15 protein-coding genes are annotated in these 15,574 nt (G+C 63.0%); 4 read left to right on the forward strand and 11 right to left on the reverse strand.

Translation table 11 applies throughout. From position 1 onward, the window contains the following. From HB630_RS18385 to HB630_RS18430, 10 genes are read right to left on the reverse strand one after another with little or no spacing between them, the layout of a single operon-like run. The gene (locus tag HB630_RS18385; RefSeq protein WP_213773695.1) at positions 1 to 639 is read right to left on the reverse strand and encodes a hypothetical protein; all 639 of its coding nucleotides are present in this window, start codon (positions 637 to 639) and stop codon (positions 1 to 3) included. After that, positions 636 to 1,199 (reverse strand): type II secretion system protein GspM, encoded by a 564-nt coding sequence (gene gspM, locus HB630_RS18390; protein ID WP_346656110.1) that lies wholly within the window; start codon positions 1,197 to 1,199, stop codon positions 636 to 638. The genes HB630_RS18385 and gspM overlap by 4 nt, the downstream gene beginning before the upstream one ends. After that, positions 1,196 to 2,293, reverse strand: a complete 1,098-nt coding sequence (locus HB630_RS18395) for a PilN domain-containing protein (RefSeq protein ID WP_213773696.1) — start codon at positions 2,291 to 2,293, stop codon at positions 1,196 to 1,198. The genes gspM and HB630_RS18395 overlap by 4 nt, the downstream gene beginning before the upstream one ends. After that, entirely contained in the window at positions 2,293 to 3,222 is a 930-nt protein-coding gene (locus HB630_RS18400) for a type II secretion system protein GspK (RefSeq protein ID WP_213773697.1), read from the reverse strand. Before HB630_RS18400 ends, HB630_RS18395 begins: the two co-directional genes overlap by 1 nt. Then, positions 3,219 to 3,977 carry a prepilin-type N-terminal cleavage/methylation domain-containing protein gene (locus HB630_RS18405; protein WP_213773698.1) on the reverse strand — a complete coding sequence of 253 codons (759 nt, stop codon included), beginning with the start codon at positions 3,975 to 3,977 and terminating at the stop codon, positions 3,219 to 3,221. Before HB630_RS18405 ends, HB630_RS18400 begins: the two co-directional genes overlap by 4 nt. After that, a complete protein-coding gene (locus HB630_RS18410) occupies positions 3,974 to 4,387 on the reverse strand; it encodes a type II secretion system protein (protein WP_213773699.1) in 414 nt (137 codons plus the stop codon). The genes HB630_RS18405 and HB630_RS18410 overlap by 4 nt, the downstream gene beginning before the upstream one ends. Further along, entirely contained in the window at positions 4,359 to 4,823 is a 465-nt protein-coding gene (locus tag HB630_RS18415; RefSeq protein ID WP_213773700.1) for a type II secretion system protein, read from the reverse strand. Before HB630_RS18415 ends, HB630_RS18410 begins: the two co-directional genes overlap by 29 nt. Continuing rightward, the gene (gene gspG / locus HB630_RS18420; protein WP_213773701.1) at positions 4,816 to 5,325 is read right to left on the reverse strand and encodes a type II secretion system major pseudopilin GspG; all 510 of its coding nucleotides are present in this window, start codon (positions 5,323 to 5,325) and stop codon (positions 4,816 to 4,818) included. The genes HB630_RS18415 and gspG overlap by 8 nt, the downstream gene beginning before the upstream one ends. Before the next feature lie 35 nt (positions 5,326 to 5,360). Continuing rightward, positions 5,361 to 6,572 carry a type II secretion system F family protein gene (locus HB630_RS18425; RefSeq protein ID WP_213773989.1) on the reverse strand — a complete coding sequence of 404 codons (1,212 nt, stop codon included), beginning with the start codon at positions 6,570 to 6,572 and terminating at the stop codon, positions 5,361 to 5,363. Between the two features lie 4 nt (positions 6,573 to 6,576). Continuing rightward, on the reverse strand, positions 6,577 to 8,256 hold the full coding sequence (locus HB630_RS18430) for a GspE/PulE family protein (protein ID WP_213773702.1): 1,680 nt from the start codon (positions 8,254 to 8,256) through the stop codon (positions 6,577 to 6,579). A gap of 370 nt (positions 8,257 to 8,626) precedes the next feature. On the opposite strand from HB630_RS18430, the gene gspD reads away from it, so the two are divergent. Beyond that, complete coding sequence (gene gspD, locus HB630_RS18435; RefSeq protein WP_249780911.1) at positions 8,627 to 10,945, forward strand: type II secretion system secretin GspD; 2,319 nt, start codon at positions 8,627 to 8,629, stop codon at positions 10,943 to 10,945. Positions 10,946 to 10,979: 34 nt separating this feature from the next. Beyond that, the gene (locus HB630_RS18440) at positions 10,980 to 11,555 is read left to right on the forward strand and encodes a tetratricopeptide repeat protein (RefSeq protein ID WP_213773704.1); all 576 of its coding nucleotides are present in this window, start codon (positions 10,980 to 10,982) and stop codon (positions 11,553 to 11,555) included. Positions 11,556 to 11,584: 29 nt separating this feature from the next. Here HB630_RS18440 and HB630_RS18445 read toward each other — a convergent pair whose 3' ends face one another. Next, on the reverse strand, positions 11,585 to 11,779 hold the full coding sequence (locus HB630_RS18445) for a hypothetical protein (RefSeq protein WP_213773705.1): 195 nt from the start codon (positions 11,777 to 11,779) through the stop codon (positions 11,585 to 11,587). 637 nt (positions 11,780 to 12,416) lie between these two features. Here HB630_RS18445 and HB630_RS18455 point away from each other — a divergent pair. Together HB630_RS18455 and HB630_RS18460 are read left to right on the forward strand one after the other, a co-directional pair. Beyond that, positions 12,417 to 14,063 carry an alkaline phosphatase family protein gene (locus HB630_RS18455; protein WP_213773707.1) on the forward strand — a complete coding sequence of 549 codons (1,647 nt, stop codon included), beginning with the start codon at positions 12,417 to 12,419 and terminating at the stop codon, positions 14,061 to 14,063. Between the two features lie 176 nt (positions 14,064 to 14,239). After that, on the forward strand, positions 14,240 to 15,574 hold the full coding sequence (locus HB630_RS18460; protein ID WP_276571612.1) for a cytochrome c peroxidase: 1,335 nt from the start codon (positions 14,240 to 14,242) through the stop codon (positions 15,572 to 15,574).

Genomic DNA, 15,574 nt, shown 5'->3' on the forward strand with positions numbered 1-15,574 from the left:
TCATTGTTGCATTACCACCGCCGGCCTCCCGGTCGCGTTCACCGGCAACAGATGGCCCTCGCCGCTCGACCCGCCGCCCGGCGGCGGCAATGTCAGCACGGCGGCTCGTTCGTCTTTTTCCATCGTCACTTCGCGCCCTCTGATGGCGCGCAGCTTCCAGCCTTGGTAGTCCTCGCCGATCTTCAAACGCAGTGCGGCTTTTGTCGACTGGTCGAGAAAAATCCCGAAGCTTTCGTCGTCGCTGGCGATGGTGCCGACCAGGGAAAGCGGCGGAGGCTCGATCTCCTTCTTCGGTGGCCGTAGTTTGACCGGCGCGGATTCGGCTGCGGCTGCGACCGGTGGCGGACGGCGCGAAGGCGAAAAGATCGGACGGTCGCGCGTACCGGACAATTGACTAAGTGGCACCGCCCACAGCGGATTGGCACTTGGCGTCCGCACCGCCGCGGCCGGCGGCGCCACGACGCGCACGCTCGTAACCGGTTCGGCTGGTGCGGCGGATACCGCCGGCACGACGGCGGATCGCGAATTATCGTCGAGGTTGGCGTCCAGCGCGTCGCCGGGAATGGCGGCAGCCGAAACGGCGGCGTCGAGAACCAGCGACACCAGCAATGCGAGGCTGATCATGAAGCTTCGCTTCATTTGGCACCTCGCCATTGCCCGGACACGGCAAGCAGGATTCTCAACCTCCCGCTGCTCGAGCCCGACGCAGTCAGCGGAGTCTGGACCTCGAGCTGGTCGATGAACAGGAAGGGCATCCCCGCCTCGAGATCGTAGAGCAATTGTTGCAATTGAGGCTGATCGACCTCGCAACTCGCGATCATGCTGAGAAACCCGGTCTTTGACGGCGTTCCCTCCAGGTCAAGCTGGGTCGACAGCACGTTGCCGCCGAATTTCACCACGGCGCCGGCCACGCGCTGCAACAACGTCGCGCCCGCGACCGTGACGGTCGCCCCCTCGAGATAGGCTGAGCCCGAAGGGACCGTGACGTCGCCGGCCGAGCCGCTGATAGCGGCGGGCTTGCGGCCGTCGAGTTGTTCCAGCATAGCCGATGCCGCCGCCACCTGCCCGCGCTGGTCGAGCACATCCGAGATCGATGTCACGATGAAGAACAACAACGCCGCCACGAGACCGGCATAGAGCGCGGCCGCCAGCAGGGGCGAAGTGACGATGGCGTTTTTCGATGCAGAGAATGCGTTCACGTGCCGGATCCAAAATAGGCGGTGATGTGGGCTTCGATATGGAAGCGCTCGCCCGGCTCGTTCGCCGCGCGCGTGGTCGGAGCGAAGAAGGTGGCGCGGGTGAATTGCGGCGACTGCTCCATCAGGCGAATCAGGGACGGCGCATCCTGCGTCATGCCCACGACCTGGACCTTGTCGCCCTCGATCCGCAGTTCCGTCACATAGGTGGTGTCGGGCAGCACGCGCGAGATGGCTTCAAGCACCATGACGCTCGATGGCGTCGCCTGCTTGCGCTTCGCCAACAGTTCCAGACCCGATCCGGCCCCATTCGAATCGAGGCGCAATGCGGCGCGGCGTTGCGAAATCTGCCGCTGCAATTCGCCGAGCTCCGATTGCAGCGAACTCTCGAAATAGGCCGAAATCAGCAGCGAGGCCGCAGCGGCAACACCGGCAGACAGCAGAACGGCGCGCAGAAGACGCGGTGTCCTCGCCGCCGACCCGGTCGCACTGCGCCACGGCTGGTCGAGGAGCTTGATCCTGACCGGCGCGCCGGCGCCATCGGAAGCGGTGGTGTAGATGGCGACGGAAGCGACATCCAGCGCTTGCGCGAAGTGAAGCAAAGGCTGCACCTCACGCTTCGACGTCGCTGCGAAGGTCACGTCGATCCGGTCGTTTGCCGCGACTACCGGCGGGCTCCAGCCGAACACCGCATCGCTGGCGGTCCAGGGCGTGAGGCGATCGATCTGTGTCCGGATCATGCCGTCGAGAAAATCACCGGCCTTGCTCGGGAAGTCGAGCAACGACGTCATCACATGATCGGCCTGCAATTGCGCTTCGACGCGGCTGCCGCGGAATGCAGCTTGCCAGGCTGCCGGCAATGGCGGATGGGGCCTGCCCTCATCGAGGCGGAAGGACAGATCGGGCAGCGCCTGCGCCTTCTTTCCCGGAACCGTCTTGTTTCCCGAAACCGTCCTGGCCGAATAGGCGCCATCCTCGCCTTCATGGAGCAAGATCCGGCGCGAACGCACGAATTTTTCCGTCGCCGCTTCGACGGCACTGGTCACGGCGGCAATCCATTCCGTGAAGAGCTGCTTCAATTCAGGGATCACAGCCATCATATCCCCCTGCGCCTTGGCGCGTCGCGGCGCGGCTCCATATCGTCCTGCCAGGACAACACGCGATATGGTTCCACCTTGTCACCGAGCACAACCACGACTTCCGAGGCGGTGCGGCGGCCGCTGCTGAAATGGATCGTGGCTTCGATCCGGTAGCATGGGCTTTTGACCGTCGGCACGTCGCTCTTGGCTGCCGCGGATGAAGATGAATTCATAGCCGCGAGCGGATCACTCGACGGCGCCGATGGCTGGCCAAGTGCATCGGCGGGCTTGTCCTGTCCGGTGACGGGCAAGGCAGCGACCACCTCGGGCGCTGCGATCGTGGCATCGACACCGGCCGAGCCGTTGAACACCGTGACGAAAGGCAACGCGCGGTCCACCAAGGCTGGCGGCAGGCCGACTACCAGCGCGAGTTCGTTCACATGGGTAAACAATGATTGCCGCGGTCCATAATTCAAGCCGGCCGCGGCATAGAGCGATGGCTCGTCGCCGGCGCTATCGGGCGCTGCACGAGTCCGCCAGCCGACGATCCGGTCCGCATCTTCCTTTGCCGCGGCCTTGCTCGCGCCGAGGCCTGCAAACAAAGCGGCGAGCACTTCCTTGGGCGCAAAATTCAGATCGATGCGGGCGGCCTCGGAAGTGAAGGTGACGAGGACATCGGCATCATCCATCCGGAAGTGGAACGATCCGCGCGAGGGCCGGTCCTTGTCGCCGGCGAGTGTCAACTGGTAGGCGGTGAGTTCGAGGCTCGCGGACACCAGCGCCTCGGTCTGGAGCGCGGTGTCGTTGAGCGCCAGTGCTTGCGCCGAGGCCGACAGATACACCGCGAAGATCGCCGCCAGCGCCGACAAAGCCGCGAGAATCCAGATCACGGCAACGAGTATGAAGCCGCGCTCCGGAGATGACGCGCTGGCGCGATCCCGCGTCATAGCGTGCCGCCCTGGTTCGCGATCCCGGCCCGGGCATCCGCGGGCGGGTTGGCTGAATCATCCGGCGTGTTCTTATCGGGCGTGTCCTTGTCACTGCACTTGCCGTCCGGCTGCAGGCAATCGCTCGGCACCTGAACGTGGACAGGCGCGATCGTCGACACCGACAAAACCCGTTCGGTGCCGCCGTCGCGAATGGTCAGCCTGATCATGGACGGCAGCTTATCGGCCCCGCTCCATGTGCTTTTCCAGATCCGGTCCAGTCCGGCATAGGCGAACGACAGGCGGTATGGCGCATGCAACAGCACCACCGGATCACTGAAATGTATCTGTTCCGACAGCGAGGCAGCCGATGGCAGCGGGGCGAATCGGGTCCGCGAACGCACCGTCACGAATTCGTGGCGCTCGGTCGTCTCGCCGACACGAACCAGATCCAGCCCGGGTCCGGTGTTCGGCCCAAGCGCGGTGCGCACGAATGTCACCGAGAGCTCAGATCCCTCGAACAGCGGGCGGCGCGAATCGCGATTGGCCGGAACATATTCGGCGGCGGCGAGGTCGGCGGCGATTCGCTGCAAAGCGATCCCGATCACCTCGCTGCGCTGGATCCGGCCGAGGCCGCGATTCCAGTTCGGCAGCCATTGCGCGGTGATGCTGGCGAGCGCGGAGAGCACCAGCCCCATCAACGCCAGCGCGACAATGGTTTCAATCAGCGTGAAACCGCGCTCGCCAACACGCTCCCGGATCGGCACGGTGCTCATTCGGAGGGCTTCTGCATCAGGCGGACGGTGCGAATGTCGGACACCGCACCGGAAGGAGATTGGACGCGCACCCTGACCAGTTCTGGCATCCAGGGAATATCGGCATCCGGCACCGTCCAGTCGCCGCCTAACGGCGTGACATCGACGGTCCAGCGGTAACCGTCCAGCTGTCCCGACGTGGTGCCGGGCTGCAGTTCGGCGTGCGACGGAAGGCCCGCGGCCATCACGGTGCGCGCCGCTTGCGTCAGCGCCACATGCCGCTCCAGCGACTGCACCCCGCGCACATTGGTCGCCATCAGCGAGCCGATCGCGACGATCGAGACGGCGACGATCGCAAGCGCGATCAGCACTTCGATGATCGTGAAGCCGCCGTCAGGGCGATCAGTTGCTGCTGGTGTCGTGGGGAACAATTTCGATCCTTCCGGTCAGCCAGTTGACGCGAATTTCATAGCCGGTATCGAAGCGGGTCAGCGTGATGGTGCCGCCGCATGAGGTGCCGTTGGCGAAAAAGCTGATGACCGACAATGCCGCCTGCTGCCGGCAGGTCTGCGGCAATAGCGCGTCGAAGCGCACGTCGTCGGGAACGCGGATTGCGCTCCGCGATGCGCCGGAATGAATCACGCGCCCTTGCGCATCGACGGCGGTAGAGACGCTGGTCTGATTGCGGATCGCCGCGTTGCGGTCCGACATCAGCAGCGCCGCGGCCTGCAGCGCATAGGCCTGCAGGCGCGACCGCGATGTCTCATGCGGCATGAACGGCAACAGAACGGCCGCCAGCAGCGCGATGATGGCGAGCACGCACACCATCTCGAGCAGGGTAAAGCCGCGCTCTGCACCATCACTCATTTTTCGCGGTGACGTTTTCGAGCGAAATGTCGGCGGCAACGCCGCTGCCGCCTTCCTGACCGTCGGAGCCGTAGGACACGATATCATACGGGCCATGCTCGCCCGGCGAGCGGTAGATATAGGCATTGTTCCAGGGATCGGTGGGAACGGTGCCGCCCTTCAGATACGGCCCGCTCCAGGCGGCAACGCCCGGCGTCTGCCGCACCAGCGCGGTCAATCCTTCCGACGTGGAAGGAAACCGGCCGGCGTCGAGATAGAACAGGTCGAGCGCGCTGGCAAAGCTCTGCAACTGAATCCTTGCGGTCTTGACCTTGGATTCGCTGAGATAATTCAGCACGCGCGGACCGATCAGCCCCATGATGAGGCCGATGATGGTGATCACCACCAGCATCTCGACCAGCGTGAAACCCTGTTGGCCGGTATCCGCCAGCCCGCTTCCGTCCCGGCCGGGCTCTTCAGTGCGCGTAACGAAAATTCCGCCGATGCTCTTGAGCGATATCATGATGAACCAACCTTTGATCTAGCCCGACCCTTGATTTAGCCAACGAGTTGCGTGACCGACAGCAGCGCGGTCATAACCGACACGATCAGCCCGCCGACGACCGTGCTGATGGTAACGATCGCGAGCGGGCCGACGATGCCGACGACCCGGTCGAGACTGCGCTGCAATTTTGCTTCGTAGAATTCGGCGACCCGGCCGGAAAGTGCCGGCAATTGCCCGGTCTCTTCGCCGAGGCGCAACATGCGGACCGCCATCGGCGGCAGGCTGGTCGCCACCGACAGCGCGTCGGACAGCTTGCCGCCATGACGGACGCGATCGGCCGCCGCGGTCCAGCTTGCCTCGCCTCCGGTCACCGCCATGATGTCGACCAGGATGCGCAAAGTGGCCGTGAGGTTGACGCCGCTTCCGAGCAGGACGCCGAGATTGCGGCAAAAAAGACTGGTGCGATAGAACTGGAAGATGCCGCCGATGCCGGGTACGTGCGAGATCGCGGTCATAATAGCAGCGCCCGCCCCCGGTCGGCGCAGCAGCCACCACACGCCGGCGATGACCGCCGCGGTCAGCAGCAGCGCGGCGGTGGCGTTGGCCCGCAAGAAGTCCGACAGCTTGATGAAGGTACCCAGCGTCGTATCCTGCTTGGCACCGAAATCCTGCAGCACCGTGGAAAATTGCGGTAGCACGAACAGAATGAAGAACAGCATGACGCCGGCGGCGGCGACCAGCACGAAGGCCGGATATTGCATCGCATCGGTCAATTTGCGCCGCATCAGTTCCGATCGCGCCCGCTCCGCGCCCAGCATGTCAAGCACCTGATCGAGCGTGCCGGAAACCTCGCCAACGCGCACCAGCGCCCCGAACATCGGCGGAAACAGCGCGGGGTGATCCGCGACCGCATCCGCCAGGCTTTCACCGCTGAGCAGCGCCGCGCGGAGCTTGCTAACCACGGGGCGCATCCGCCCGACATCGGCGTCGCCGGACAACAGTTCCAGCGCGTCGTCGAGACGCGCGCCGGCCTTCAGGAGCAGCGCCAGATCCCGCGTGAAGGTGGTGATCTCGGCTGAACTCGGCTTGCCGAACAGACCGAATCCGCCGGAGCTGGAAACAGCACGCTTGTCCTCGACGGTCTCGATCGGCAGCAGCCGCAGATATTCGATCCGGCGCGCGACTTCCGCAGATGTCGGCGCCGAGAGCGTGCCATTCACGATCTCGCCGTTCTGCGTCAGGGCCCGGTAGCGGAAATTCGGCACGCTTTCACCGCACAGTCGTAACACGGAGGATTTCGGCAGGCGAAGTGAGTCCGGCGCGGCATTTGGCGATGCCATCGTCGAGCATCGTCGTCATGCCGTCGCGGATCGCCATCGCGTCGATCTTCAGCCCGTCGGTCTTGTCCGAGATCAGTTCACGGATCTCGCCGGTCAATTCGAGAAGTTCGAAAACGCCCAGCCGGCCGCGATAGCCGGTGCCGCCGCAGCGTTCGCAGCCGCACGGCTCCTGAATCACCTCGCCGGCGCGGAGGCCTAGCGCTGTGAGCCGCGGATCTTCGGCAAAATCGGCATCGGTCAGCGCCCGCGGCGCCTTGCAATGCTCGCACAGCTGGCGAACCAGCCGCTGCGCGATCACGGCGCGCAACACCGATCGCAGCAAATAGCCCTCGACGCCAAGGTCGAGCAGCCGCGGCACCGCCGCCGCCGCGGTTTCCGTATGCAGCGTCGTCAGCACCAGATGGCCGGTCAGCGCGGCATGGACGGCGACATGCGCGGTCTCGGAATCGCGCACCTCACCGACCATGATGACATCCGGATCCTGGCGCACGAAGGAGCGCAGCGCGGCCGCGAATGTCAGCCCGATCCCCGGCTTGACCTGCGACTGATTGATTCCGGGGATTTCATATTCGACCGGATCCTCGATGGTCAGGATCTTCCGGACCGGTTCGTTCAGGATCGACAGGATGGTCGCAAGCGTCGTGGTCTTGCCGCTGCCGGTCGGGCCGGTGATGACGATCATGCCGTGCGGCAGCTTCAGCAGCCGTCGCAACGTGGCATCGTCGGGCGCTGAAAATCCCAGTTTTTCGACGACCAGCAGGCCGCGGTCCTTGGGCAGGACGCGGATGACGGCGGATTCGCCATGCTGGGTCGGCATGATCGCGACACGGATATCGACATCCCCGCGCCCTGCCCGCAGCCGCGCGGCGCCGTCCTGTGGCAGGCGTCGCTCGGCGATGTTGAGGTTGGCGACGATCTTGATGCGGGAGATCACGGCTTGCGGCAACACCCCTGTCGGCGCCGCCACCGGGCGCAGCAACCCGTCGATGCGCATGCGAACGACAAGGCCGGCGGAAAACGGCTCGATATGAATATCGCTGGCGCGCAGTTCAACCGCCTTTTCCAGCAGATCGTTGACCGCGCGCACCACCGGTGCGCCGCTGGCGAGATCCCGCAGACTTTCGATGTCGTCTTCCCGCGGCTGTGACGCCGGGTCCAGGGCGGGATCGACATCGTCTTCGCCCAGACGCTGGTTGAGAACGACCGCAAGGTCCTCCGACGTCGCGATCCTGATCACGATGCCCATGCCAAGCACGATCTGCGTCGCGCGCTGTGCCGCGACATCGCTCGGATCCGCGACCGCGAGCGTTGCCTTGCCATCGGACGACTGATACGGAAAAACCATCATCTCGCGCAGGAAACGTTGCGAGAACGACGCCACCAGCGGCGCTGCCGACATCATGTCCTGCAGCGTGACCCGCTCGAGTCCAAAAAACCGAGCGGCTTCATCCGCGAACCCGGCGGCTGACAGATCGGTCAGTTCCCAGAGCTTGGCCCGACGGCCGTCGGAAACGCCCGGCCCGGCCGCATCGTCACGACCGTCCGCGCTCGTCAAATGTTTGCCTTGACGCAAATATTCCACGAACTGCAAAGACAAGTCGCTGGCCATTCGCTGTTCCGGTCGTACCGCGTGTCAAGGGATCGGTCGGCGGATCATTGAACATCGCTCGACCGTCATTCTTCGTTATTGATCCGAAGTGTGACACCTGTACGAAGCGCCCGACGCGCATGCCGTTCAAAAAAAATTTGATCTCAATATTCTGCGGCGGGGCACAGCGTCATGTGCTCCGAAATCAACGCCGCAAAATGTTTGACGTGCGATCCCGCCGGCAATTATTTCTGTCACGATCCATCGCTAAGGATGCCCACCGGGGGGCGTGAGCGGATCGTCATGCATGATCTGCGGGCCTAAATGTCTTGAATGTATAGTAGAAATGGCGGGAACGATGGTACGCGTCGGCAGTCTGGGCCGGTACCTAATGATCGGTCGCGGCGCTCGCGCTGCCTTTATTATAATGTCTCTGGGCCTGTTAGCCTCGTGCAACTCGGCAACCGTCAATTCAACCAATGACGGCGCCCAGCTTGACATTATGGACAAGGTGCGTTCGGTGGATTTGCTGCCGCGTCAGCCGCAAGCCGTGGGCAGCATCTCCGCGACAGCTTCCGGCCAAGACCGCAGCAGCCGTCCGGTGATGTATGAAGGAGCGGAAGTGACGGCCGTCTCCGATGAACGGCCGCAACCGACCTCAAGCGGCAATGGATTCGATCTCAATTTTGAGAATACGCCGGTCGCTACCGTCGCCAAGGTGGTGCTCGGCGACATCCTCGGCGTCGGCTACACGATCGACCCTCGCGTGCAGGGCACGGTCAGCCTGGTCTCGGTACGGCCGGTCGCGAAATCGGACATCGTCTTCGTGCTGGAAAATGCCCTGCGGCTGAGCGGCGTCGTGCTGATCCGCGACACCGCAGGCTATCGCCTGACCCCGCTCAATGACGCGGTCGGCGCGGGCCGCGTCGATGCGGCCGGCGCCAGCCCCGAACCGGGTTTTGGCGTTTCCGTGGTGCCGCTGCAATATGTATCGGCGCAAACGCTCCTGAAGCTGATGGACAGCTTCGCCACCAAGGCCGGAACGGTTCGCGCCGATACGTCGCGCAATCTTCTGCTGATCCAAGGCAGCGGCGCCGAACGCCGCACCGCCGTCGACACCGCCCTGAGCTTCGACGTCGACTGGATGCGCGGCCAATCGGTCGGCATTTTCCCGATTTCGAGCGGCCCGCCCGCGCCGCTCATCGCCGAACTGGAAAAGATCGTGGACTCCGGCGACAACGGCCTCAGCCAGAATGTCATCAAGTTCGAGGCGATCGCCCGTCTCAACGCCGTGATGGTGGTGACCAAGCGTCCGGCGATGCTGCGCGATGCAGCGATGTGGATCAAGCGGCTCGATCATGTCGACACTGAGAGAACCAGTGTTCACGTCTATCAGGTGAAATACGGCGACGCCCGCCAGATCGCGAAGGTGCTGACCGAGATGTTCATCGGCAGTTCGTCTTCCAGCCTGCTCGATAGTCCGGACAATCAGCTTGCGCCGGGATCCGGCAGTTCGGCGACATCGAGCGGCGACCGCCTCTCGGCGAACGGCGGTTCGTCGTCGACAACCAACGGATTCGGCGCGCGCCCCTCTTCCGGTCCCGGCGGCACCACAGGTTTTGGCCAGCAAGCGGCGGGGGGCAGTGCAAACGGAAATGGAAACGGTGGTGCCGCGCTCGACAGCGGCCACGGCGCCGGCGCCGGCAATGGCCAGCCCCTGCTGCAAGGCGACGTGCGGATCACGCCCGACACCGTCAACAATTCGCTTCTGATCTATGCCGACCAGGCCAATTATCACATCATCGAATCCACGCTGTTTCAGATGGACAAGCCGGAGCTTCAGGTCGCGATCGATGCGACCATCGCCGAGGTGACGCTCAACAACGAACTGAGCTACGGCGTCCAGACTTATCTGACCAGCCACAATCTCGGGCTCCCAGCCAACAGCGGCACGATCCTGAACACGCAGGCAATAACCCCGCCGGCAACCGCCACCGATTCCACCGGAGCCGTCTCGGCCGTAGGATCGATTGGAAACGCATTCATCAACCAAGCGTTTCCGGGCTTCAACTTCCTGGTCGGATCCGCGACCCAGCCGAGTGTGATCCTCGACGCACTACATTCGGTCACCAGCCTGAAGGTGCTGTCCAATCCGTCTCTCGTCGTCGTCAACAACCAGGTGGCAACGCTGCAGGTTGGCGACTCCGTACCGATCTCCACCGGCAGCGCCACGGTGCTAACGACGAATAATACAGTCGTAAACACCGTCGACTATCGCAACACGGGCGTCATCCTGCGGGTGGCGCCACGCGTCAACGCAAATGGCAATGTCCGGCTCGATATCGAGCAGGAAATCAGCAATGTGCCGAACAACAACAACAGCCTGACGCCAACGATTTCGGAACGAAAGGTCAAGAGTTCGATATCGGTCGCAACGGGTCAGACGGTACTCCTCGCCGGATTGGTCAGCGAGCAGCAGTCCGGCAACCGCAGTGGTATCCCGGGCCTCGATCAGATTCCGGGGCTGGGCGATGCGTTCGGGCACCAGGACAACACCACGACCCGCACCGAATTGATCATCTTCATCCGGCCCCAGATCATCCGCAACGGCTCCGACGCGCATATCGTCGCCGAAGAACTGCGATCGAAATTGCGCGGCGATATCGCCACCACCGCCATCACCCAGGCAAAGACCACCAGTGTCCCTTAATAATACCGCAACCCGGCTTCCGCTCGCTTTGGTCATGCGCCGTCACCGTACAATCGCGGCCGTGTCGCGTTGCCTGCTGGCGGCCACGCTCGCCATGTTGATCGGCGTGAGTGCCGCGCCGCTCGCGCATGCCGACGCGCTGGGGCGTGGCACCACGGCCTACTCCCGTGGCGACTATGTTCGTGCGGCCCGGGAACTCACGCCGCTGGCGCAGCGCGGCAATGCCAGGGCACTCGGCCTGCTCGGCTTCCTTTACGAAAACGGCTTCGGTGAACCGCAGGCCTATGACGCTGCCGCCGATTTTTACGCCCAGGGCGCCGTTCAGGGAGATCCCTTCGCTCAGGCCATGCTCGGCCTGTCATACGACAAGGGCCACGGCGTTCCGCAGGATTTCATCCTCGCCTATAAATGGCTTAACCTCGCCGCGGCGCGCACGAACGGCCACGAACGCGACACCTATGCGAGGTTCCGCGACGCGGTCGCATCGAAAATGTCGAAGGATGAAATCCGCGTGGGGCAGCGGCTCGCCATATCCTGGATTCCGGTCCGCTTCGAGCCGTCGCTGCGGGCGGAGCGCGGTTCGTGGGATTCCCGGCATCCCTCCCCATAGCTTTCCGCAGTGCAGCCGTCGTCTTCCGGTCAACTCTGATGTTCGAGCGCGGGCAACCGGTCCGGCAAGAGTGACAGTGAAACGACGTCGTGGTGCGCGGCGCCGTGATGTGCGAGCGGGGACAGTTGCCGCCCGCTCAGCGCATGTAGCGCGACGTAGACCACGGGCGTCACGAGACCGAAGAAGGTCACGCCCAGCATGCCGAAGAACACGGCTACCTTCATGCGTGGCGTATCTCTCCGCGCCGACGCCGCTGGATGATGAGGCAATCGACATTGCTGTCGGATGAATTCGATCGGGCGCCGGACATCGCGTTCAGCAGTTGGTCGCGCGTTAGGATCTTGCGGATATTCCCGGTGAACAGGACCAGGAGCGACCACTCCGCGCGAGTGAATCTCAATTCCTCGCCATTTGGCCGCCGCGCGACCGAAAATGATGGGTCGAAAGTCAGATTCCCATACCGGGCACCGTCCTCCATCCCACGCCCTTGACCGCATCAATCCCGATGACCGTGCCGAGGCACCGCCACTGACGTAGCGCGCGTCCCGAAACTTGTCCGCCCCTGCGATCTTGACGTCCGCTTTTGCGCGCGAGGTAAAAGTTGTGAACAAGCGCCGAGGTCAGTCCGTTTTCCATGCCCGTGACGCAGCAAAATTGCGGATTTACTCCGCTCGCGCAACGCGCTTCATTTCTGATGGCGAAAGGCCGACTCTGAATTCTTAGTTGCACGCGCGTGTTTCACTCGCGCGTCATTTCCATGTCACGCGGTAAATTTATAACGCCATCGCCTAGCAAAGGCCGCCTCTGTCTTTCACCGAGACCGAAGGCGTTTATCCTTTTCAGTCAGAACGAGAGAGCTCCATGCAACGCAACGCTAGCAGGGCTGCGTCTGCCCTTTGTTTATCGCTATTGTTAACCGCTCAGGGCGAGTACCCGGCATTCGCGGCATCGCCGCAGGATTCACTTCAAACCACTACTCCGATCAAGCACGTCGTGGTGATTTTCGGAGAGAACGAATCTTTCGACCACTATTTCGGCACCTATCCGACCGCGACGAACCCGCCGGGTGAACCGGTTTTCACGGCGGCTCCGAACACGCCGAGCGTCCAGGGCCTCACCCCGGCCTTGCTGACCAACAATCCGAACCTGAATTCGGCCAACGGGACCGGCGCGACCAACCCGTTCCGTCTCGACCGCTCGCAGGCCCATACCTCGAGCCAAAACCATTCTTACGGGCCAGAGCAAGCCGCCTTCGACGGTGGCAAGATGGACCTGTTTCCCAAGAACACCGGAGCGGCCGGCACCGGTGGCACCGGCGTTTTCAACACCAAGGGCCTCGTGATGGGCTACTATGACGGCAATACCGTCACCGCCCTGTGGAACTATGCGCAGCATTTCGCGCTGAGCGACAATTCGTACAGTTCGACATTCGGTCCCTCCTCGCCCGGCGCTGTCAACCTGATCTCCGGACAGACCAATGGCGCAGTGGGCTTCGCCCCGAGCAATGGGTCCAATCCCAGCAACACGATCAACAACATCGTCGCTGACGGCCAGGGTGGCTTCACGATGTTCGGCGACAGCGATCCCCATGGCGATGTCTGCTCCTCGACGACGAGCCCGACGACCGAAATGACGGGCAAGAACATCGGCGATCTCTTGAACGCGAAGAACATCAGCTGGGGCTGGTTTGAGGGCGGATTCAATCTCCAGGCCATCAACGCCAACGGCACGACGGGTTGTCAGCGCAGCACGTCCTCTCCGACGGTCGGCTCCAATGTGAACGACTATGTTCCGCATCACCAGCCGTTCCAATACTACCCCTCGACACGAAACCTCAGCCACACGCGGCCGACCTCGGTCGCGTCGATCGGGACTTCGTTCGACGGCGGCGCCAATCACCAGTATGACACCAACGACTTCGTCGCTGCGGTTCAGGCTGGCAACCTCCCGTCGGTGAGCTTCCTCAAGGCTCCGGCTATCCAGGACGCTCATCCCAGCAACTCGGATCCGCTCGATGAGCAGACTTTCGTGGTCAACATGATCAATCTGCTGCAGCAGAGCCCCGAGTGGAAAAGCACTGCGGTGATCATTGCCTATGACGACTCGGATGGCTGGTACGACCATATGAACAACGTCATAAACCCGTCGTCCAGCGCGCAGGACTCGCTCATCGGACCGCAGCAGTGCGCTCCGCTGCCCGGGACTTCCGGCGCGCTTGCTACGCCGCTGCCCGGCATCAACGGCCAACCGGTCAACGGACGCTGCGGTTACGGTCCGCGTCAACCGCTGCTGGTCATCTCGCCTTTCGCGAAGCCGAACTTCGTCGATCATACGCTGACGGATCAGTCCTCGATCATTCGCTTCGTCGAAGACAACTGGCTCAACAGCCAGCGGATCGGCCAGGGTTCGTATGACTCGATCGCGAATCCGATCACCAACATGCTCGACTTCAACCAGACGCCGAATCCGAAGCTGGTGCTCAACGCAAGCCTCGGCACAAAGCAGTAACAACTGAACTAATCGGAACTCGATACCTGGACGGATGGAGATAATCCATCCGTCCAGATTTTGTAATTCTGTTCTTTCTCTGATCTGTACCGGGCTTTCCGATGAAGCGTCCCTCAGAGCGTGTAGCAACGTCATTCCGCACATGGCGCATCCGGCTGCCGGTCCTGCTCTCCGCGATGCTGACGATATCCTTTTCGGCCGCGGATCCCCTTGCTCCGGCAGGCGACGCTCCCAACAGTCCAGAGGCAACGCCCGAACTTTCGGCGGTCGCGCAACTCGGCCGCAAAATGTTTTTCGACCCGTCATTATCCGGGTCCGGGCAGCTCTCCTGCGCGTCCTGTCACAGTCCCGCGCATGCCTACGGCCCCCCGAATGACCTGGTGGTGCAATTCGGTGGACCGGACCTGAAACGGCCGGGTATCCGTGCGGTCCCGTCGCTACGCTATCATGAGCACACTCCGAACTTTTCGATCGGTCCGGGCACCGAGATGGCGGATAACGATCCGCCTCCGCCGGAAGACGTCGCCCCGGCGGCCGAGCCGGCGGGCGATATCAAGGTTGCCTCGGTTGCCAAGGCCGACGCCAATAGCGCGGCGCGAGCGGCGGCGGAGGCAAACGTCCCGCGAGGTGGGCTCGACTGGGACGGCCGGGCCAACACCTTGCAGAGTCAGGCGCTGGGGCCGCTACTCGATCCAAACGAAATGGACAACCACAGCGCCGCGGACGTTCTTGAGCGAGTGAAGCATGCCGCGTATGCCGATGACCTGAAGAAATTGTTTGGCGAGCATATATTCGACGGGCCAGAGCTCGCACTGGATGAGGCCCTGTTCGCTTTGGTGCGCTTCCAAACCGAGGATCCGAGCTTCCGCCCGTATGACAGCAAATACGACGCCTTTCTTGCCGGCAAAGCCGAGCTCAGCGCCGCGGAAGCGCGCGGCCTGAAATTGTTCGACGACCCGAAGAAGGGCAATTGCTCGTCCTGTCATATCGACAGAGCGACCCGCGACGGCGTATTCCAGCCCGCGTTCACCGACTACCAGTTCGAGGCGCTCGGCGCTCCCCGCAATCGCGATATTCCCGCCAACCGCGATCCACGCTTCTATGACCTTGGCCTTTGCGGCCCCCTGCGCACAGACTACACGACTGCCGCCGCATATTGCGGCCTGTTCAAGACTCCAACGTTGCGCAACGCGGCGACCCGCAGCGTGTTCTTCCATAACGGCGTATTCCATTCGCTCGAGGAAGTGATGCACTTCTACGTCGAGCGTGAAACCGAACCGGCCAAGTGGTATCCGAAACTGCCGAATGGTGAGGTCGATCGCTATAACGACTTGCCGCCGGAGTATCGGCGCAATATCGATATTGTCGATGCGCCGTTTGACGGCAAGCAGGGTGACCCGCCTGCGCTCAATGACGCGGAAATCGCCGACGTGATCGCGTTCCTGAAGACCTTGACGGACGGCTACCAACCGGACCAACCCTCGGCAGGCATGACGCCGGCGGCTCGTTAA

The sequence above is a fragment of the Bradyrhizobium sp. dw_78 genome, assembly GCF_018449525.1.
GTDB lineage: Bacteria > Pseudomonadota > Alphaproteobacteria > Rhizobiales > Xanthobacteraceae > Bradyrhizobium.